The 17,387-nt window shown below is 69.7% G+C and carries 19 protein-coding genes; 11 read left to right on the top strand and 8 right to left on the bottom strand.

Annotated elements, in window-relative coordinates; translation table 11 throughout:
* Positions 1-377: 377 nt before the first annotated feature.
* Positions 378-1,691 carry a hypothetical protein gene (locus EXE44_RS03205; RefSeq protein ID WP_241991785.1) on the top strand — a complete coding sequence of 438 codons (1,314 nt, stop codon included), beginning with the start codon at positions 378-380 and terminating at the stop codon, positions 1,689-1,691.
* Between the two features lie 157 nt (positions 1,692-1,848).
* On the opposite strand, the gene EXE44_RS03200 is transcribed toward EXE44_RS03205, so the two are convergent.
* Positions 1,849-2,844: a site-specific integrase gene (locus EXE44_RS03200; RefSeq protein ID WP_137715935.1), complete on the bottom strand. Its 996-nt coding sequence runs from the start codon at positions 2,842-2,844 to the stop codon at positions 1,849-1,851.
* A 247-nt stretch (positions 2,845-3,091) separates the two neighbouring features.
* Here EXE44_RS03200 and EXE44_RS03195 point away from each other — a divergent pair, with 247 nt between their 5' ends.
* Positions 3,092-3,655: a hypothetical protein gene (locus tag EXE44_RS03195; RefSeq protein WP_137715934.1), complete on the top strand. Its 564-nt coding sequence runs from the start codon at positions 3,092-3,094 to the stop codon at positions 3,653-3,655.
* A 238-nt stretch (positions 3,656-3,893) separates the two neighbouring features.
* Positions 3,894-4,613, top strand: a complete 720-nt coding sequence (locus tag EXE44_RS03190) for an SDR family NAD(P)-dependent oxidoreductase (protein ID WP_137715933.1) — start codon at positions 3,894-3,896, stop codon at positions 4,611-4,613.
* 355 nt (positions 4,614-4,968) lie between these two features.
* Here the strand turns inward: EXE44_RS03190 and EXE44_RS03185 are convergent, their stop codons facing one another.
* From EXE44_RS03185 to EXE44_RS03170, 4 genes are all read right to left on the bottom strand, one after another.
* Positions 4,969-5,463 carry a cupin domain-containing protein gene (locus EXE44_RS03185; RefSeq protein ID WP_137715932.1) on the bottom strand — a complete coding sequence of 165 codons (495 nt, stop codon included), beginning with the start codon at positions 5,461-5,463 and terminating at the stop codon, positions 4,969-4,971.
* Positions 5,464-5,549: 86 nt separating this feature from the next.
* Positions 5,550-5,978, bottom strand: coding sequence for a desampylase (locus EXE44_RS03180; protein ID WP_137715931.1), 429 nt, complete (start codon positions 5,976-5,978; stop codon positions 5,550-5,552).
* A gap of 133 nt (positions 5,979-6,111) precedes the next feature.
* The gene (locus EXE44_RS03175; RefSeq protein WP_137715930.1) at positions 6,112-6,468 is read right to left on the bottom strand and encodes a DsrE family protein; all 357 of its coding nucleotides are present in this window, start codon (positions 6,466-6,468) and stop codon (positions 6,112-6,114) included.
* A 105-nt stretch (positions 6,469-6,573) separates the two neighbouring features.
* Positions 6,574-7,314: a molybdopterin-binding protein gene (locus EXE44_RS03170; protein WP_137715929.1), complete on the bottom strand. Its 741-nt coding sequence runs from the start codon at positions 7,312-7,314 to the stop codon at positions 6,574-6,576.
* An 89-nt stretch (positions 7,315-7,403) separates the two neighbouring features.
* Between EXE44_RS03170 and EXE44_RS03165 the strand changes: the two genes are divergently transcribed.
* Both EXE44_RS03165 and EXE44_RS03160 read left to right on the top strand, forming a co-directional pair.
* Positions 7,404-9,866 (top strand): penicillin acylase family protein, encoded by a 2,463-nt coding sequence (locus tag EXE44_RS03165; protein WP_137715928.1) that lies wholly within the window; start codon positions 7,404-7,406, stop codon positions 9,864-9,866.
* Entirely contained in the window at positions 9,863-10,201 is a 339-nt protein-coding gene (locus EXE44_RS03160; RefSeq protein ID WP_137715927.1) for a hypothetical protein, read from the top strand. Before EXE44_RS03165 ends, EXE44_RS03160 begins: the two co-directional genes overlap by 4 nt.
* Positions 10,202-10,221: 20 nt before the next feature.
* Here the strand turns inward: EXE44_RS03160 and EXE44_RS03155 are convergent, their stop codons facing one another.
* Positions 10,222-10,587 (bottom strand): cupin domain-containing protein, encoded by a 366-nt coding sequence (locus tag EXE44_RS03155; protein WP_137715926.1) that lies wholly within the window; start codon positions 10,585-10,587, stop codon positions 10,222-10,224.
* Between the two features lie 174 nt (positions 10,588-10,761).
* On the opposite strand from EXE44_RS03155, the gene EXE44_RS03150 reads away from it, so the two are divergent.
* The 6 genes from EXE44_RS03150 (at position 10,762) to EXE44_RS03125 (ending at position 16,107) form a co-directional block, all read left to right on the top strand.
* The gene (locus EXE44_RS03150) at positions 10,762-11,622 is read left to right on the top strand and encodes a hypothetical protein (protein WP_137715925.1); all 861 of its coding nucleotides are present in this window, start codon (positions 10,762-10,764) and stop codon (positions 11,620-11,622) included.
* An 80-nt stretch (positions 11,623-11,702) separates the two neighbouring features.
* Positions 11,703-12,722, top strand: coding sequence for a ring-cleaving dioxygenase (locus tag EXE44_RS03145; protein WP_137715924.1), 1,020 nt, complete (start codon positions 11,703-11,705; stop codon positions 12,720-12,722).
* A gap of 90 nt (positions 12,723-12,812) precedes the next feature.
* Positions 12,813-13,673: a TatD family hydrolase gene (locus EXE44_RS03140; RefSeq protein ID WP_137715923.1), complete on the top strand. Its 861-nt coding sequence runs from the start codon at positions 12,813-12,815 to the stop codon at positions 13,671-13,673.
* Entirely contained in the window at positions 13,670-14,791 is a 1,122-nt protein-coding gene (locus tag EXE44_RS03135) for an SDR family oxidoreductase (protein WP_137715922.1), read from the top strand. Before EXE44_RS03140 ends, EXE44_RS03135 begins: the two co-directional genes overlap by 4 nt.
* 178 nt (positions 14,792-14,969) lie before the next feature.
* Positions 14,970-15,551 carry a DUF2150 family protein gene (locus EXE44_RS03130; RefSeq protein ID WP_121563866.1) on the top strand — a complete coding sequence of 194 codons (582 nt, stop codon included), beginning with the start codon at positions 14,970-14,972 and terminating at the stop codon, positions 15,549-15,551.
* 73 nt (positions 15,552-15,624) lie between these two features.
* Positions 15,625-16,107 carry a DUF456 domain-containing protein gene (locus EXE44_RS03125; protein ID WP_137715921.1) on the top strand — a complete coding sequence of 161 codons (483 nt, stop codon included), beginning with the start codon at positions 15,625-15,627 and terminating at the stop codon, positions 16,105-16,107.
* 13 nt (positions 16,108-16,120) lie between these two features.
* Here the strand turns inward: EXE44_RS03125 and EXE44_RS03120 are convergent, their stop codons facing one another.
* Both EXE44_RS03120 and EXE44_RS03115 read right to left on the bottom strand, forming a co-directional pair.
* On the bottom strand, positions 16,121-16,930 hold the full coding sequence (locus EXE44_RS03120) for a DUF63 family protein (RefSeq protein WP_137715920.1): 810 nt from the start codon (positions 16,928-16,930) through the stop codon (positions 16,121-16,123).
* Positions 16,930-17,379 (bottom strand): universal stress protein, encoded by a 450-nt coding sequence (locus tag EXE44_RS03115; RefSeq protein ID WP_137715919.1) that lies wholly within the window; start codon positions 17,377-17,379, stop codon positions 16,930-16,932. The genes EXE44_RS03120 and EXE44_RS03115 overlap by 1 nt, the downstream gene beginning before the upstream one ends.
* Between the last annotated feature and the right edge of the window lie 8 nt (positions 17,380-17,387).

Below are 17,387 nucleotides of genomic sequence, written 5' to 3'. Positions count from 1 at the left end.
ATAATCTGTTGCTATCCGGATCCTCGAGCACGCTGTTACATCGGCTCGTCACGGAATTATTGTCGGCAATTCACGCGCTCATTATATATCACAGAGTCGACAGCGACCGAATTCGCGTCGTTGCTAATCAGGTGTAACGGAGTGTCAGTAATTCTAAATTTGTCGTTTTGTCCATCAAACACTATGAGACAAATGTTGACACGCCTTGGGCTGACCCTTAAGTCAGACTAGCGAAGAAGCATCGAACCCCAAAATGGAACTGAACGAGGATTGGCCCAGCAAAAGGGATCTAACGTCGGTTCAAGGGCTTGTACAAAATCACGCGACGGACAGCCGGTCTCAAATGCGTAATCATCGCTGGACGGAGGACGAATAATATGTCGTCCGATCTCAACCCGATCACGCCAGAGCAAGCGAAGGATCTCTACAACGATGAATACGAGGAGAAAAGGAGCTATGAATCATTGCGCAAGGCTCGCTCTGTCCTCGATACGTTCGTCGAGTGGACGGAACAGGAAGGTCTAGAGAACATGAACGAGATCGACGGTCGCCAGTTACAAGAAATGAAGATGTGGTGGAAGAGAGAATCCGACACCAACAACGTCAGCCTCAACGGGTATCTTGCGGTCGTCCGGAGATTTCTGGTGTTCTGTGAACGCATCGAAGTTGTCTCCGAAAACACACCGGACAGGATGCCTCAGGCGAGCATCGATGAAGACGAAGAAGTCTGTGATCGGAAACCGGACGACGAGGCAGTAGAAGCGATCAGTGCGTACTTTCACAAGTACGACCGCGCATCCCGCCGTCATATCGAATTTGCTCTGCCGAAGGAACTGACGATTCGTCTCGGTGCCCTCGTCAGTATCGACGAGGACGACTACTACCCTGACGAGCAGAAGATCGAACTTCGGCATAGACCTGAGGAAGAATACGGTGGGAAGGGGACACCATTAAAAAACGGGTCCGACGGAGAGAGGAACATCAACGTCCCGAGTCACCTCTGCGAGCTGATCAACGAGTACCTCGAACATCCTGAACGAAACGGCGAGGGGACGGACAAATTTGGTCGAAAACCCTTACTACGGAACAGGAACGGCGGTCGTCCTTCGACAACGACGGTCCGTCGGGATCTGTATAAGATGACTCGACCGTGTGCCTTCTCGAATGAATGTCCTCAGAACCGAGACATCAACGAGTGTGACGCAGCCAAAGACTCGATGGCGTCGGAATGTCCCGTCAATTACAGTCCGCATCCGATCCGCCGTTGGTCTATCGAAGACCATCTGGACGACGGCGTACCGAGGGAAGACCTCGCTGACCGAGCCGATGTCTCCGTTCCTGTGCTCGACAAGCACTACGACCGACGGTCCAAAGAGCGCAAGCGCCAGCGAAGAATGGAGACTTTGGCCGCCACCCGAGAAGGGTACGAAACGTCAGATGGCGACTCACAGATGAGCCTATCACAGTTCGAAAACGGTCCCAATGCGGTAGCACATCCGGTGGCTTTCCCCGTTCAGATCGGTGTCGAGATCGGCGCGTGGATACCAGACCGACTCAGCCGTGAGCTGAACGAACTCAGTCCTAGTGATGGAATCTCGACGCCTGACGCTACCACGGCCGCGAAGGGGATGGTCACGTACAGCATGATGGTCTGTATGGTCGCTCTCAATCTAGCTTTGCTCGCGAGCTGATGGTGAGTACCCTTCACTTGATTCAAGCCTGATTTGAGAATACGAGAGCTGAAGGGGTGACTATCGACACCGATTTTGAATTCGTGATGAGCAAAGAAAGGATAGCTAGGATACAGAAATTGGGGGAGATCCTACGATCTCACGATTCAGATCCAGTTCAGATATTATCGAGGAAACTCCGACGCTGCTCGACTTTGACCTCCTCTGTTCGTTTGTCGTAGTGCTGATCTAGAACCTTCCTGCTGACATTCATCCTATCGGTCACGACTTCCGGAGGTACGTCTTCGGTCAGGTAGTGAGTGATCGACCCCCTCCTGATCGCGTGAGGACTAACTGCCTCGTCGCACTTTTTCTCCCCGTCCTCGCAGCCATCACACGGTTCGTCCCTGAAGCAGGGAGCTGTTATCCGATACACATGGCGTCTGATCGCGGCTCGAGACATGCGGCCCTTTGTTGTCGTCAGTAACGGCTCACGACCGTTGTCGTCAATCTGGTCTTTCCGCCTGTTGGTGATATAATCCTCCAGCAGCTGAGTCAGCTCAGGCGTGATCGCGACCAGTCGCTCCCCGGCTTCGCCGTTCTTCAGGTTCGTTCCCTGGTGTGGGCGGTGTTCCAACCGGAGGTACCGCTCTTCTAGGTTGACGTCGTCGAGATCGAGCGAATGCACACCGCCGATACGCATCCCGGTCTCCCAGAGTAGCGCCATCACGACGTGCTTCTCGCTACCGTAGTGGTATTTTGTGAGATACTCGAGGATTTCTTCAGCAGTGTCCGCATCGAGTGTTTCGTCGCGCTGCCGCTCTTCGGGAGCGACACGTGGGATCATGATCTTGTCGTAGAGATCCGACGGCACGGCCTCGATCGATGCGGCCCACTTCAGGAAGACGCGCAGCGTCGACATTTGTGCCTTGACCGTGAGCGGACAGAGATCGCCGTCTTCCTTGCGCCAGAGACGGTATTCCTGGAGGTGCCGTCCGGTCAGGTCGTTTAGGTTGTCGATCCCTTCGATGTCGCACCAGCGGACGAAGTGGTTCGTCCTGTAGCGGTGGTTACGGACAGTAGCTTCGGTACAATTGGTCGCCTTGTGGTCGAGGAACAACTCTTGCGCGTCAGCCGGACTCATCGGCTGAAGTTCGTTTCGTTGTATGCTCATGGGTGGCATGGAACCCCCAGAGACGCTCCATACCGCCCGACAGCGCGGGGGAAGACTTCGTACGTACTTGTTCAGAGTCCCGCCCCAACCCATTACCTTTCCTGCTGTTTTTGAAGGAGACGCAGAACAGGCCAGCGTTCGAACCCTCTCCCCCGAGTCGCGTCTGATCGCCCGAACCGACGAGCGCCGCTTTCGGCGACCGGGAGGCGGACGCAAGAGGTAATCCGCTGGCTCCGAGTGAGGGCGTATGGACGAGACGCCGTTACACGAGCGGATGGAGACACACGACGCGCTGGCGAGCGAGGCCGCCAAGGCGGCGCGGAAGCGCGACGAGACGGCGTCGGCGATCGCCAGGCGGCTGGCGAACTCGGTCTCGGAAGCCGTCGAGCGGGCCGGGGCGAACGTCGAAGTAACGGGGCGGTCGGCCGACGGGCACCGGTTTCGGTTCGCGGCGCGGCTCGACCGGGCGGCGCTCGTGGCCGCGCTGACGGAGACGCTCCCGGACGGCTTCGTCGTCTCGCACGTCAACACCGACGGCACGCTCTCGATTGAGTGGACCGGAAAGGACCGAACGCCCTCGAAGCGCGAGCGCGGCGCGATCCTCAAGGCCGTCATCGCCGAGGAGCTGGTGGTGGACGACGACGGGCTCATCGAGGACGTTCCCACCCGCGATCGGGTCATCTCGCGGGCGGTCGAACTCGGAGTCGAGGAGGCGGACGCGACCGAGCGGCTGCGCCGGCTGGCGACGCTGGACGTGGTCGACCTCGCGGACGGGCGCGTCTACCCGGACGACAACTTCTCGCGCTACTGACCGGCGGCACCGCCGGATCGGGACGCGTTCGAGGGCGACTCGGCGCCGACCGTACGCGCCGCCGGCACCTGAAGGACTTTGTGGCGACGCGCCGTTCGACGAGGCGAGTCACGAACGGAATCGCTGGCAAGACGGCGCTCGTGACGGGCGCTCGGGTCTGGAGCCCGCGAAAGCCGACGCGGCCGGCGCGGACCGCTGGGAACGTGATGACTTTCACGCGCCGGACCGTATCCCGGCCATGGCTCGCACGGCAGTTATCGCCGGCGTCGGTCCGGGGCTCGGGGAGTCGCTCGCGCGGAAGTTCGCGGCGGAGGGGTGTCGAGTGGCCCTGTTCGCCCGCTCGACGGAGTTCATCGAAGACCTCGCCGCCGACCTCCCCGAACCGGGTGAGGGGCTCGCGGTCGCGACAGATCTCGCCGACGTCGACGCGATTCGGGAGGGGTTCGAGACCGTCCGCGAAGCGTTCGGGCCGGTGGACGTGCTCGTCAACCACGCGAGCGCCGCGTCGTGGACCGGGCTCATGGACACGAGCGTCGAGGCGTTCGAGGAGTCGTGGGCGGTCAACGGCCGCGGCGCGTTCGTCTGCTCGCAGGAAGCCGTCGACGACATGCTCGAAACCGGCGGCGGCACGGTGATATTCACGGGCGCGACGTCGGCGGTGCGGAGCCGCGGCGGAGCGATCGGGTTCACGGCCGCGAAGTTCGCCGCCCGCGGAATGGCGATGGACATCGCCCAGGAGTTCGGCGGCGAGGGCGTCCACGTCGCGCACGTCGTGATCGACGGCCAGATCGACTCGTCGGACGCCCGCGAGCGACAGCCGGACCGCGAGGCCGAGACGTTCCTCAACCCCGACGAGATGGCCGAGACGTACTGGCACCTCGTCGAGCGGGACGACGTCGGCACGCAGCCGTTCGAGGTTCACATCACGAACGGGCCGAACCCGTCGGAGTTCATCTAGCGAAGCGACCACGAGGGACGCGAGGGAGGGGACGGGACAGGACGGGACGGGACAGGACTGAACAGGATGGGACGGCAACGGCCACGGTTCGGCGTCCGAGCGGACCGCCGAAAACGAGACCGTCGACGTCGCGGCCTCAGAGTTCCGCTTCGCTCGCCGACTCGACCTCGAACCGGGTGACTCCGGGCTCGGCCCGAGACTTCTCCGCCAGGTCGGCGATCGGGTCGAGCGCCTCGTCGCGCCTTTCGGGATCGAGAAGGCGGCGTGGAGGACTACCGTCGCGTTTCCTTCATCTCCGCCGACGAATGAGTCCGTGGCGGGAGGGCGACCGACGCGGGCACGAGGTCAGCCGATCTCACGGCACCTCCCCGTCCATCGACCCGCGGTACCAGCGACCCGTCTCGGTTCCGCACTCGGCGCACCGCGCGATCACGGCGTCCTCGTCCGTCGCGGCGCTCAGATCGGCGTCCGTCTCGGCGTCGCACTCCGCGCAGTACCGGCGCGTCTCCTGCTCACCGTACTCCAGCGGGGCGCCGATCGCGAGCGCGCGGACCGGCTCGTCGCCGCGGTTCCATCCCCGCTGGAACTCCCCGCGGTCGAACCGAACGACCTCGTCGGGCCCCACCTCGACGGGACCGTCTTCCGTCTCGAACGTCGCGACCCCCGAGATGACGTAGAAGGCCTCCTCTTGTACCTCGTGGCTGTGGTACGCGAACGCGAAACTGTCGCCCGGTTCGAGCTCGTAGTAGTTGATCGCGACGTCGGTGAGGCCGAGCGCGTCTGTGAGCGGGCGCATCACCGCGGCCGGCTGAAGCGAGTTCTCGACGTCGTCGACGCTGACGCGTTTCATGGTCAGCCCTTCGGAACATCCGACTAAAACGGTAGGGAACGGCCAGTGGCCGGTGCCGCCGCCGGTCGCGGTGCCGACCGGTCCGACTACCGCTCGCTCCGGACCGAGACCGTCTCCTGTTCGAACTCGTCCGCGTCGTCGCGCCAGCGCCACGACCCGACGAACGGGTAGCCGTCGAGCGCGCAGATGACGTACGAGCGGTCCGGCCACGTTGCCCGCGCGGCGTCCGTCTCGCTCGGGTGCGTCGGGCCGGTGGGGTGCGAGTGGTAGAAGCCGACCACGTCGCGGCCCGCCGCCTCGACGGTCTCGATCAGTTCGAGCTGCGTTTCGGGGTCCATCCGGTAGCGGATCTCGGGCGTGTCCGCGACGTTCTCGGCCGGGTGCGTCTCCGTGACGACGCTGGGATCACCGTCCGTCCCGCGGTCGCCGGCGAGGACGCCGCAGACCTCCGCCTCGCCGCCCTCGTAGGCGCGATACACGATGTCGTCGTACGCCGCCCGCGTGAGTTCGATCATACCGGAGGAAGGCCCGACGACGGGATAAGTCCGATCCGACCGGCATGGCTACGACTGGTCGGCGATACCGGCAGTCGCTGGCGAGGTGAGAGCGTCGATGAAAGCGTGAGTGCGGTTCGGCGGACCGAGCCGCTCAGAACGTGATGATCTCGTAGTCGTCGTCGACGAGCGAGCGGATGCTCGGGTGGCCGTCGTACTCCGCGAGGGTGGCGAGCCCGGACTCGGAGACGGCGTCCGCGACGTCGAACGCGCTCGAACAGTAGTCACAGACCGCGGCGTCGTCGCGGACCGCGCGGTAGAGCTCGTGGTAGTCGCTCTCCTCGTCTTCGAGCTCCGGGACCCACTGCGTCCCGGCGCCGTCGAAGATGAGCTTCAGTTCGTCGTCGTCGTTCTCGGCGAACTCCTTGGCCGCCTCCAGGGCGTTCGCGAGGCGACCGTAGTCGGCGTGCGACTCGTTGCCGGCGAGGATCACGATTGCTGCTTTCGCCATCGTGGCTCCCGATACATGGCACGCACACAAAACCCGCCCGCGGCTGTGTGTTCGGATCGCCGGACCGGCGAGAGGGCCCGAACCGGTCCGCGAGCGCACCCGTCCTCACCAGTCCCGGGACACCGGCGTCTCGCTCGCGTCGACGTGCTCCAGCAGCCACGCCGCGGCCGCGTCGAGCGCGTCGTCGTCGGTCCCGGTCACCTTGAGCCGGTTGTGGTCGGCCTCGCGGTCGGGGTAGCAGCCGACGGCGACGTCGAACCGCTCCATCGACTCCTCTAAGGCGTCGATGATGTTCGACTCCGGCTCGACGGTGTAGAGGAACCGCGAGCGCCGGTCGCCCGCGAACTCGTCGGCGACGGTCTCGAACGTCGCCTTCAGCTCGTCCGGGATCCCGGGCATGACGTAGACGTTCTCGACGACGCAGCCCGGCGCGAGCCCGGCCTCGGTCACCAGCGGGCGGCCCCCCTCGGGGACCGACGCCTCGGCCGCGACATCGACGTCGAACTCGCGGTCGGGGACGCGCTCGCGGATCGCGGCCAGCCGGCGCTCGACCGACTCGCGCGTGAGGTCGGTCGGGGCCATCTCGCGGTCGAACGCGTCCGCGACCGCCTCCATGGTCACGTCGTCCGGGGTGCTGCCGATCCCGCCGGTGACGATCACGGCGTCGAAGTCGGCCGCGTACTCGCTGACCCGGTCCGCGATCTCGGCCCTGTCGTCGGGGATCGAGAGGATCCGCGACACGGCCACGCCGCGCTCGCTCAGCTCCGCCGCGAGCCAGTTCGCGTTGGTGTTCACCGTGTCGCCCGAGAGCAGCTCGTCTCCGACCGTGATCAGCGCGACCTCCATCGGACCGTCGTACGACCGGCCGACGGATGTACGTTTCCCGCCGCGGACGGACCCGAATAATAATGAGGGACCGCGGCCTCGGTCGGGGAGTGACACGCGACACCACGCGCCGCGCGGTCCTCGCGAGCGTCCTCGCGGCCGGCAGCGCCGGACTGGCGGCGAGCGACGCGGCCGACCTCCTCGACTCGTTCGCCCCGCTGTCGGGCGAGGCGTGGGACGCGGCCGACCGGTCGCTCCCGGAGACGGTCGAGAGCCCGCACGGGGCGGCGAGCGTCTCTCGCGACGAGTTCGGGGTCCCGCAGGTCGAGGCCGACGCGGAGCCCGCGGCGTACTTCGCGGTGGGGTACTGCCAGGCGTTCGACCGCCTGTTCGCGATGGACCTCCAGCGCCGGGTGATGCGCGGCCGGCTCTCAGAGGTGATCGGCGAGGCGACGCTCGACAGCGACGAGTTCAACGTCGCCATGGGCTTCGCCGACGCCGCCGCGGTCACCTGGGACGCGGTCGCCGACACCCGCGCCGGCCCGCTCGTCGAGGCGTTCGCCGACGGCGTCAACGCCGCGATGGACGACCTCCCGCTCCCGCTGGAGTTCGAGCTGATCGGCTACGAGCCCGAGCCGTGGACCCCGGTCGACTCGATGCTGATGGAGAAGCAGATATCGTGGACGCTCACGGGGAGCTTCTCGGAGCTGCGTCGCGCGCTCGTCGCCGACCGCCTCGGCCCGGAGCGCGCGGCGACCCTGTTCCCGACGCGGTACGACCACGACGACCCGATCCTCGACGGGACCGAGACGCGGCTCGACGGGGCGCGGGAGTCCGCGCTGGCCGACGCGGGCGAGCGCGGGGAGCGGACTTCGAACGGCCGGGAGCGAGCTTCGAACGGTTGGGAGCGCGACTCCGTCGACCCCGTCGACCCCGCCCTGACCGACTGGCTCTCGGGGTTCGAGTCGCCGACCGGCGTCGGCTCGAACAGCTGGGTCGTCTCGGGCGAGCACACCGCGAGCGGGACGCCGACCGTCGCGTACGACCCGCACCTCTCGCTTCAGGCGCCGCCGCTGTGGTACGAACAGTCGGTCGACACCCCCGAGCGCTCGGTGCGGGGCGCGACGTTCTCGGGCGTGCCCTTCGTCATCGCGGGGGCGAACGACCGCGGCGCGTGGTCGTTCACCAATCTTGGGGCCGACGTGCTCGACTGCTACCGGTACGAGATCGACGAGGCGGGCGACCGCTACCGGTACGACGGCGAGTGGCGGCCATTCGAGGTCGACGAGCGCGAGACGATCCCGGTCGCGGGCGGCGAGGACCGCGAGCTCCGCGTGCGCCGCACCGTCCACGGCCCGCTGATCGAGCGCGAGGGGCGGACGGTCGGCGTCGCGTGGACCGGCCACACGGCGACGCGCACCACGACCGCCATCGAGGCGTACGGGCGCAGCGAGGGGATAGACGACCTGCTCGAAGCCACCCGCGACTTCGACCTGCCGACACAGAACCTCGTGTACGCGGACGCCGACGGGCGGACGCTCTACTTCGCGACCGGCCGGCTGCCGATCCGCCGGACCGACGGGGAGGTCGTCGACGGCGACCGGATCTTCGACGGCTCCGCGGGCGAGGGGGAGTGGGAGGGGTTCGAGCCGTTCGGCGAGTCCTCGTGGGAGGGGTTCGTCCCCTTCGAGGAGAAGCCGCACGCGATCGACCCCGACGCGCTCTCGACGGCGAACCAGCGCCCGATCGACGACCCGATCCACTACGTCGGCGTCGACTACGCGACCCCGTACCGCGGCGCGCGGATCGCCGACCGGTTGGCCGAGCGGACGGCCGACGGGGGGACGACCGACCCCGAGTTCCACCGCGGGCTCCAGAGCGACGTGCGCGACGGTCGCGCGCCGGAACTCGTCCCGGAACTGGTCGCGGCCGTGCGCGACCGGTCCGATCCCGACCCGGCGCTCGTCGACGCGGCCGACGCCCTCGACGACTGGGACTACCGGATGGCGCGCGACGCCCGCGGCGCGCTGCTCTTCGCCCGCTACCTGCCGGCGTTCCGCGAGCGCGTCTTCGGCCCCGCGTTCGGCGAGGCCGGCCTCGACGACTCCTACTACCCAAGCGACTGGACGCTCGCGCGGCTCCCCGACGACGACCCGCTGTTCGACGGCCGCTCGCGGGCCGACCTCGCGGTCGCCGCCCTCCGCGACGCGCTCGCCGAGGTCGACGAGGCGGGCTGGGAGGCGTACGGCGACTACAACACCACGCGGGCGATGACCCACCCGGTCGGCGGCGAGGCGCCGTTCCTGAACTACGAGGCGCTGCCCGCCGACGGCTCGCCCGCCACGGTGAAGAACTACCGCGTCGAGTCGTCCGTCGGGTCGAGCTGGCGGATGGTGGTGCGGCCGGGGACCGACGCCACCGCGGTCCTCCCGGGCGGGAACTCGGGCGACTACTTCTCCGAGCACTACGACGACCAGCTCCGGCGCTGGCTCGCCAACGACCAGCGCCCGATGCCGCTCGGCGGGGGCGGCGACCCGGCGGTGCGGTTCGAGCCGACGGAGGGGTCGCGATGAGCGACGCGTCGTCGCCCCTGGAGCGCGTCAGGACGGAGCCGCGGGCGCACGCGGTCACGGTCATCGCCGCCGTGGCGGTCGGCGTCGCGCTCGCGTCGGTCCACTGGCTCGGACTGATCGCGCTCGGTGCGCTCGCGTCGCTCGCCGCGCCGACGGTCCGCCGCGGCGTCGCGTACGCGCTCGGCGCGGGCGTCGTCGCCCTCGCCGCGTTCGCGGTCTCGCTCGGCCCGGCGGCCGCGGCGGTGCCGGGGATGCGGCCGATCACCTACGTCGCGGTCGGGGCGGGGCTGGCGCTCCCGCTGTTCGGGTCGCTCGCGCGGGCCGTCGCGACCTGACGCGGTCCGGCGCCCGACGTTCAGTCCAGCCGCTCTACGTCGGTGACGGTCTCGTCGGTCTCGACGTCGCCCGTGTTGCGCGTCTCGCTCGGCTCGAACAGGAGTATCTCGGCCTCGGGCTCGGCGACGGGCCGGTGCTCGGTCCCGCGCGGGACGACGGTGAAGTCGCCGGCTTCCAGCACCGCGTCGTCTGCATCGCGGAACTCGATCCGAAGCCGGCCGTCGTGGACGAAGAAGAGCTCGTCGGCGTCCGCGTGGCTGTGCCAGACGAACTCCCCGTCCGCCTTCGCGAGCTTGACCGCCTGTCCGTTGAGCTCGGCCGCGAGCCGCGGCGACCACGTCTCGTCGAACGAGCCGAACGCCTCGGCGAGGGACACCGTCTCCATACCGGCTGTCGGGGCCGGAGCGGTAAAGTCGCTGTTCACCCCGGGCGCCGCGGCGCCCGCGACGGCCCGGATCGCGTGCGTGGTATATAGCGCTCCGGAGCGGTGCGGACCGCTCGGGCGCGCGCCGGACCCCTCATATAAGCGTTTACGAGGGGACTCTGCGTGCCGCGACGTATGGCAGCGACCCACGCGGACGAGGGGAGCGATCCGATCCGGGCGGCGCGGGCCGCGCTCCGCGTCGAGCGCCGCCGGACCGTCGACGAGCGGGAGGCCCTCCGCGCGTTCCGCGGCCGCGTCTCGTCGGTCCCGACCGAGGACGGGAACGCGACCGCGGCGGGTCCCGCCGCGATGGATCCGACCCGCGGCGCGGGCGGCGCGATCGGCGGGGCGGCGGGCGGTCCCGACGGCGGCGCCGGCGGGGCGGCGTCGCCCGGGTCGAGCCTCGTCGCGGTCCGAGACGCGTACCGGGCGACGGTGATGTCCGTGCCGCACTACGAGGCGGAGTACGACGACACCTACGAGCGGAGCGTCGCGGCCGAGTTCGGCCCCGAGATCGCGTACGCGCTCACCCGGACGGACAGCTTCCACGAGGCGTACAAGCGCTCGCTCCTGAGCGCCGTCGAGACCGCGGTCCAGGAGCGCGAGGCGTTCCTCGACGCCTTGGAGTCCGAGGTCGAGTCGGTCGAGCGCGCCGGGTCCCGGCTCGACCCCGTCCGCTCGGAGGTCGCGGCCATCGACGACGAGCTCGGCGACGGCGACGCCGCGGCGGCGGCCGCCGGGTTCGGCGCGCTCGACGCCTGTCGGACTCGGACCGAGGCGCTCGTCGAGGACTGCGACCGGATCGCCGCGCGGCGCCAGCGCGTGCTCGCCGACCACGAGCGCCGGCTCGCGATCGGGGACGATATCGACTTCGCGACGTACTGCTATCAGGACCTCGACGCCTCGTATCCGGTCCTCGCCGCGGTCGGGACGGTCGGCGACCGGCTGGAGCGCCTGCGCGACCGGATCGAGCGGGCGATGGCGCGGACGCGGTGAGCCGCCCGTCGGCCGCAGTCGGGACCCGGTAACACCCGTGTCCGCGCCGATTCAAGTCCCTCCGCGACGTAGTGCGGGGCATGACAGACGCCACCGACGACGGCGCCGACCGACCCGCGAGCGACGGCCCGACCCCCACGCCGGGGATCCACCACGTGACCTGCGTGGCGGGCGACCCGCAGCGCAACCTCGACTTCTGGGTCGAGACGCTCGGGCTCCGCCTCGTGAAGCGGTCGATCAACCAGGACGACCCCGGCACGTACCACTTCTTCTACGGCGACGCCGAGGGGACGCCCGGCACGAGCATGACCTTCTTCCCGTGGACGGACCTCCCCGAGGGCGAGGTCGGCTCCGGGCAGGTCTCCCGCACCGCGTTCCGAGTGCCCGAGAGGAGCCTCGACTACTGGGAGGAGCGGTTCGACGAGCGGGGCGTCGACTACGACGCCCGCGAGGAGCGCTTCGGCGAGACGGTGCTCCCCTTCCGCGACCCCGACGGGCTCCCCGTGGAGCTCGTCGCCGTCGAGATTCCGGACGACGACCCGACGACCGCGTGGACCGCGCACGTCCCCGAGTCGGCAGCGATCCGCGGCTTCCACTCGGTGACGCTGTGGATCGACGAGCCCGAGCGCACCGAGCGCCTCCTCCGGACGATGGGGCTGACTGAGGCCGACGCGAGCACGGACGGCGACCGCACCCGGTTCGAGGCCGGCGGCTCCGTCGGGAAGTACGTGGACGTGGTCGAGGTCGACCGCCGCGGGCGCTCCGGGCGCGGCACCGTCCACCACGTCGCGTTCCAGACCCCGACCGACGACGACCAGTCCGGGATGCGCGACGCGGTCGCGTCGATGGGGCTCCGCCCCACCCAACAGATCGACCGGCACTGGTTCCGTTCCGTGTACTTCCGGGAGTTCGCGGGCGTCCTCTTCGAGCTCGCCACCTCGGACCCCGGCTACGCGAGCGACGAGCCGCTGGACGCGCTCGGCGAGCGCCTGGTGCTGCCCGGGCGCTTCGAGGACCGCCGCGACGAGATCGAGTCCGGCCTCGCCGACGTGACCGTGCCGCGGGCCGACGGCGAGTTCGCGGCGAACCGCGCCGACTGAGCGCGGTCGGCACGGAGGTCGGACGAGACGGACGGCGCGGACGACGCCGCGGACCGATCCTTCTAATCCGTCGCCGCCGAATCCACGCCCATGACCGAGGACCTCGGCACGCCCGTGCTAGACGACCACCTCCACCTCGACCCGCGACACGGCCGCGGGATCGAGGCCGTCGAGGAGTTCGCGCGGCTCGGCGGCACCCACCTGCTCGTCGTGAACAAGCCCTCGTGGCTGCTCGGCGTCGAGCCCGACGAGCCCGACGACTTCCGCGCCGTCTTCGAGGAGACGTTAGAGACCGTCGCGGCCGCGACGGAGGCGCTCCCGGGGCGCGCGTGGCCCGTCCTCGGCGTCCACCCCGGACTGATCAGCCGGCTCGTCGACGAACGCGGCTTCTCCCCCGAGGCGGCCCGCGACCTCATGCGCGGCGGCCTGGCGGTGGCGAGCGAGTACGTCGCGGACGGCGACGCGCTCGCGCTGAAGTCCGGCCGTCCCCACTACGACGTGACCGACGCGGTGTGGGACGCGTCGAACGCGGTCACTCGTCGGGCGTTCGAGCTGGGCGCTGAAGTCGACTGCGCGGTCCAGCTCCACACCGAGGCGACCGAGGACCTGACCGACCTCGCCGCGGTCGCCGACGAGGTCGGACTCGACCCCTCGAAGGTCGTGAAACACTACGCCGCGGGCGAGCTGGCGGGCGTCACGCCGAGCGTGATGAGCGACAAGGAGCGGCTGGAGCGCGCCGCCGAGGCGGGCGAGCCGTTCCTGATGGAGACGGACTTCGTGGACGACCCCGACCGCCCGGGGATGGTGCTCGGCCCGAAGACCGTCCCCCGGCGGGTGCGCTGGCTGCTGGAGGAGGGTCACGAGGAGGCGGTCCGCCGGGCGCACGTCGAGACGCCGCGCGACGTGTACGGGATCGACACCGAGGCGACGCTGGAGCGGGGGGAGCCGTGAGCGGGGCGACGGCCTCGCGGCCGCCGGCGGTCCTGTTCACCGGGTTCCCCGGCTTCCTCGGCTCGGCGCTGCTCCGGCGCGTGCTCGCCCGCGGCGACGGCCCGGTCGCCTGCCTCGTCCAGCCCCGGTACCGCGACCTCGCGGCGCGGCGCGCCCGCGACATCGTCGCCGACGTCGGGGACGAGGCCGGCGACGGGGCGGCCGTCCACCTCTACGAGGGCGACATCACGGAGCCGGACCTCGGGCTGGGCGCGGCGCTCGACGACCCCGACCTGCTCGGCGGCGTCGACGAGGTGTACCACCTCGCCGCGGTGTACGACTTGAGCGTCGACGCCGACCTCGCGGAGGCGGTGAACGTCCGCGGCACGGAACACGTCCTCGACGCGGCCGAGCGCGTCGGCGTCGACCGCCTCCACTACGTCAGCACCTGCTACGTCAGCGGCCGGTACGACGGGGTGTTCACCGCCGACGACCTCCGTGAGGGCCAGTCGTTCAACAACCACTACGAGGCGACGAAGTACCGCGCCGAGGTCGCGGTGCGGGAGCGGATGGCCGAGGGGCTCCCGGCGACCGTCTACCGCCCGGCGATCGCCGTCGGCGACAGCGAGACGGGCGAGACCGACAAGCTCGACGGCCCCTACAACCTCCTGCGGCTACTCCTCGCGCAGCCGCGGCGGCTGGCGGTCGCGTTCTCGATCCCCGGCGCGGCGGACACGGAGCTGAACGTCGTGCCCCGGGACTACGTGGTCGACGCGATCGCCGAACTGAGCGGTCGCCCCGAGACCGTCGGCGAGACGTACCAGCTCTGCGACCCCGACCCGCTCACCGTCCCGGCGTTCGTCGCCGCGATGAGCGACGCCGCGGGGCGCCGGACGGTCACGGTCCCGACGCCGAAGCCCGTCGCGAAGGCGGCCGCGCGGCTGCTCTCGGCGCGCGGCGTCGACGTGGAGCCGGCGACGATCGACTACTTCGACCACCCGACCCGCTACCGCTGCCCGAACGCGAGCGACGCGCTGGCGGACACCGACGTCTCCGTCCCGCGGTTCGAGTCGTACGTCGACCGGATCGTCGCGTTCGCGCGGGAGCACCCCGACCTCGGCGACGACCCGATGACGTGAGTCCGGGAGGGCGACGGAGGCGGCCGGCCCCGGGACGGAGGCAATCGACCCCGGGGCGGAGGCGTCCGACAGCGGGACGGGGGCGCCGCCGGGAATCCGGGATTCACGCGGGTGAGACGCGGTCTCGCGCGGCGATCGATAGGAAAGGCATTTGAGTTGGCCGGGCGACGTACGGCACATGACCGACGACGACGCCGTCGAAACGTTCTATACCGACGAACGCTGGCAGAACTGGCTCGACAGGCTGGCCGAAGAGGAGCTCGACCCCGAGAACGAGGACTCGGCGCGCCTCCTCCTCAACCTCCAGGACGACGCGGCGATCGCCGTGGTGAAGGTGCTCGCGGCGTTCGACGACGACCGCATCGGCGAGGAGCGCGCCGTCGAGGAGATCCGCGACATCCGCGAGATCGTCCTCGCCGACGTGGAGTTCGACGACGAGGACAAGGTGATGCTGATCGACGGCGTCCAGACCTCGCTCGTCCCCGTCTTCTACGCGGCCGAGGAGTACGTCGTCGGCGGCGTCGTCGACGGCGACGTGAGCGAGTTCGTGCGCGCGGCCGCCGAGGCCGAGGAGGGCGACGACCTCGACGCCGCGCTCGGCTACGTGGTCCAGGCCGGCACGCGCGTCATCGACGGCGAGGCGCTCGACATCGAGCTCGTCGAGGACCTGGAGTACGGCCTCGTCTCCGAGTGGGTCAACGGGCTCGACTCCCTCCAGTCGGCCATCGAGGACCCGGAAGTCGTCGAGGAAGAGGACTGACGGCGTCGCCGGACCCGCCCCCGCCGGGTCGATCGAGGTGAAGTGTTTTCAGCGCCCGTAGCGTCGGGTCAGCATGGTCTCTCTCGCGGCCGGCCTGGCGATCGCGCTCCTCGTCGTCTGGACGGCCAGTTCGTTCGTCCCGTTCGTGCCGGGCGGCGTCCTCGCGGCGCTGACGGTCGTCGGCTACGCGTACACCACCGGCTTCGCCGAGCCGAGCCTCCCCGCGCTGGTCGCGCTCGTCGCCGTCTCGCTGCTGGCCTCCGCGGCGGACCTCGTGTCCGGAATGGTCTCCGGCCGGCTCGGCGGCGCGTCGACCCAGACCGTCGTCGTCGGGACGCTGATCGGGATCGTGCTCCTGATCCCGCTCGGGCCGATCGGGCTCGTCGTCGGGCTGGGCGGCACCGTCTTCGTCGCCGCCCTCGACGAGCACGACGGCGACACGCGCGAGGCCGCCCGGCAGGCGGCCTACGCGGTGGTCGGCGCCCTCGCCAGCGCGTTCGTCCAGGCCGTCCTGCTCGCGGGCGTCACGGTCGCGTTCGCGCTGGCGGTCGTCTGAGCCCGGCTCGGGCTCACGCCGCCACGGAGAACAGGATGAGGTTGTGCGCCGCCGGGCCGAGCCCCATCGCCGCGACGAACCCGAGGAGGAGGTACCCCTCGGCCGGCGTCTCGCGGACGTACGCCGCGAACAGCCACACGACGGCGCTCGCGACCGCGAGCTTCACCAGCAGGAACAGCCAGCCCTCCCCGATCACCGGGAGCGACGGCAGCCCGCCGACCTCCAGCAGGAGCCGCGAGAGGGGCGTGCGCTCGCCGAAGCCGAGCTGGGTGGTCCCGACCGCGGTCGAGACGCCGTCGAGCGCGTGGCCGAACACCGCGAGGGCGCCGACGGAGCCGGTGACCGCGGCCTCGGGGCGGAGCCGCGTCAGCCCGGCCCAGGCGGCGCCGGCGACCGGGACCGTGAGCGCGAGCGCGACCGTCGACCAGCGCGCGCCGACCGGGGAGACCCCGGTCCCGACCGCGACCGCGACGACGGGGACGAGACAGAGCGCGCCGGCGGCCGCGAGCGTCGCCGCGACGCGGTCCGGCCGCGCGGCGTCGGCGGCGAGCCACGCCGCGCCCGCGAGCGCTCCCACGGTGAGGTAGACGGTCGGCGAACCGGCGAACGGGGCGAGGAGCGGCGGGAGCGCGTCGACGACGTAGAGGACGTGGGCCGCGGAGCCCAGCGCCATCCACGGGGCGAGCGCGAGCACGCGCCGCGCGGTGACCCGCGGGCGGCGGCGGCGGAGCGCGGCGACGACCCCGCCGGTCGCGAGCAGGACGGCGAGGAGGTGCGGCAGGGGCGGCAGCGTCGTGCCCGCGGGGAGGAGGCCGCCGACCATCAGACGGACAGGACGGGCTGGCTCGCGTACAGCAGCACGTACTCGGCGGCCTTCCCCAGCACCTCGCCGGGGTCGCCGGAGACGGGCTCGCGCGGGACGACGATGAAGTCCGACTCGAGTTCCTCCGCCGTGTCGAGGACGACGCTCCCGGGGTGGACCGTCTTCACCGACGTGGAGAAGCCGTAGGCGATGGAGTTGCTGTGGGGCACCTCGGCCGCGTCCGCGCGGCGGGCGACGGAGTCGGTGAACGCCTCGGAGTCGTCGGCCACCTCGCTCTCGTCGACCACCCCGTGGTCGATGGCGCGGACGACCTCCTCGTCGAGGACGTACAGCGCGTGGACGCTCGCGTCGTACTCCGCCGCGAGCGCGATGGCGTAGTCGACCGCCTCGTGTGACTCCTCGCTGCCGTCGACGGGCACGAGGACGAGGTCGATGTCGAGATCGGTCATACCCGACC

Source organism: Halorubrum sp. SS7, assembly GCF_005435055.1.
Classification (GTDB): domain Archaea; phylum Halobacteriota; class Halobacteria; order Halobacteriales; family Haloferacaceae; genus Halorubrum; species Halorubrum salinarum.
Note: the sequence above shows the minus strand (reverse complement) of the source record. Positions and strands in the feature narration are given on the sequence as shown.

What these genes read in the sequence shown, in the direction of transcription:
- EXE44_RS03205 (WP_241991785.1), top strand. Translation starts at nt 378, where the DNA reads ATGTCGTCCGATCTCAACCCGATCACGCCAGAGCAAGCGAAGGATCTC.
- EXE44_RS03200 (WP_137715935.1), bottom strand. Translation starts at nt 2,844, where the DNA reads ATGAGCATACAACGAAACGAACTTCAGCCGATGAGTCCGGCTGACGCG.
- EXE44_RS03195 (WP_137715934.1), top strand. Translation starts at nt 3,092, where the DNA reads ATGGACGAGACGCCGTTACACGAGCGGATGGAGACACACGACGCGCTG.
- EXE44_RS03190 (WP_137715933.1), top strand. Translation starts at nt 3,894, where the DNA reads ATGGCTCGCACGGCAGTTATCGCCGGCGTCGGTCCGGGGCTCGGGGAG.
- EXE44_RS03185 (WP_137715932.1), bottom strand. Translation starts at nt 5,463, where the DNA reads ATGAAACGCGTCAGCGTCGACGACGTCGAGAACTCGCTTCAGCCGGCC.
- EXE44_RS03180 (WP_137715931.1), bottom strand. Translation starts at nt 5,978, where the DNA reads ATGATCGAACTCACGCGGGCGGCGTACGACGACATCGTGTATCGCGCC.
- EXE44_RS03175 (WP_137715930.1), bottom strand. Translation starts at nt 6,468, where the DNA reads ATGGCGAAAGCAGCAATCGTGATCCTCGCCGGCAACGAGTCGCACGCC.
- EXE44_RS03170 (WP_137715929.1), bottom strand. Translation starts at nt 7,314, where the DNA reads ATGGAGGTCGCGCTGATCACGGTCGGAGACGAGCTGCTCTCGGGCGAC.
- EXE44_RS03160 (WP_137715927.1), top strand. Translation starts at nt 9,863, where the DNA reads ATGAGCGACGCGTCGTCGCCCCTGGAGCGCGTCAGGACGGAGCCGCGG.
- EXE44_RS03155 (WP_137715926.1), bottom strand. Translation starts at nt 10,587, where the DNA reads ATGGAGACGGTGTCCCTCGCCGAGGCGTTCGGCTCGTTCGACGAGACG.
- EXE44_RS03150 (WP_137715925.1), top strand. Translation starts at nt 10,762, where the DNA reads ATGGCAGCGACCCACGCGGACGAGGGGAGCGATCCGATCCGGGCGGCG.
- EXE44_RS03145 (WP_137715924.1), top strand. Translation starts at nt 11,703, where the DNA reads ATGACAGACGCCACCGACGACGGCGCCGACCGACCCGCGAGCGACGGC.
- EXE44_RS03140 (WP_137715923.1), top strand. Translation starts at nt 12,813, where the DNA reads ATGACCGAGGACCTCGGCACGCCCGTGCTAGACGACCACCTCCACCTC.
- EXE44_RS03130 (WP_121563866.1), top strand. Translation starts at nt 14,970, where the DNA reads ATGACCGACGACGACGCCGTCGAAACGTTCTATACCGACGAACGCTGG.
- EXE44_RS03125 (WP_137715921.1), top strand. Translation starts at nt 15,625, where the DNA reads ATGGTCTCTCTCGCGGCCGGCCTGGCGATCGCGCTCCTCGTCGTCTGG.
- EXE44_RS03120 (WP_137715920.1), bottom strand. Translation starts at nt 16,930, where the DNA reads ATGGTCGGCGGCCTCCTCCCCGCGGGCACGACGCTGCCGCCCCTGCCG.
- EXE44_RS03115 (WP_137715919.1), bottom strand. Translation starts at nt 17,379, where the DNA reads ATGACCGATCTCGACATCGACCTCGTCCTCGTGCCCGTCGACGGCAGC.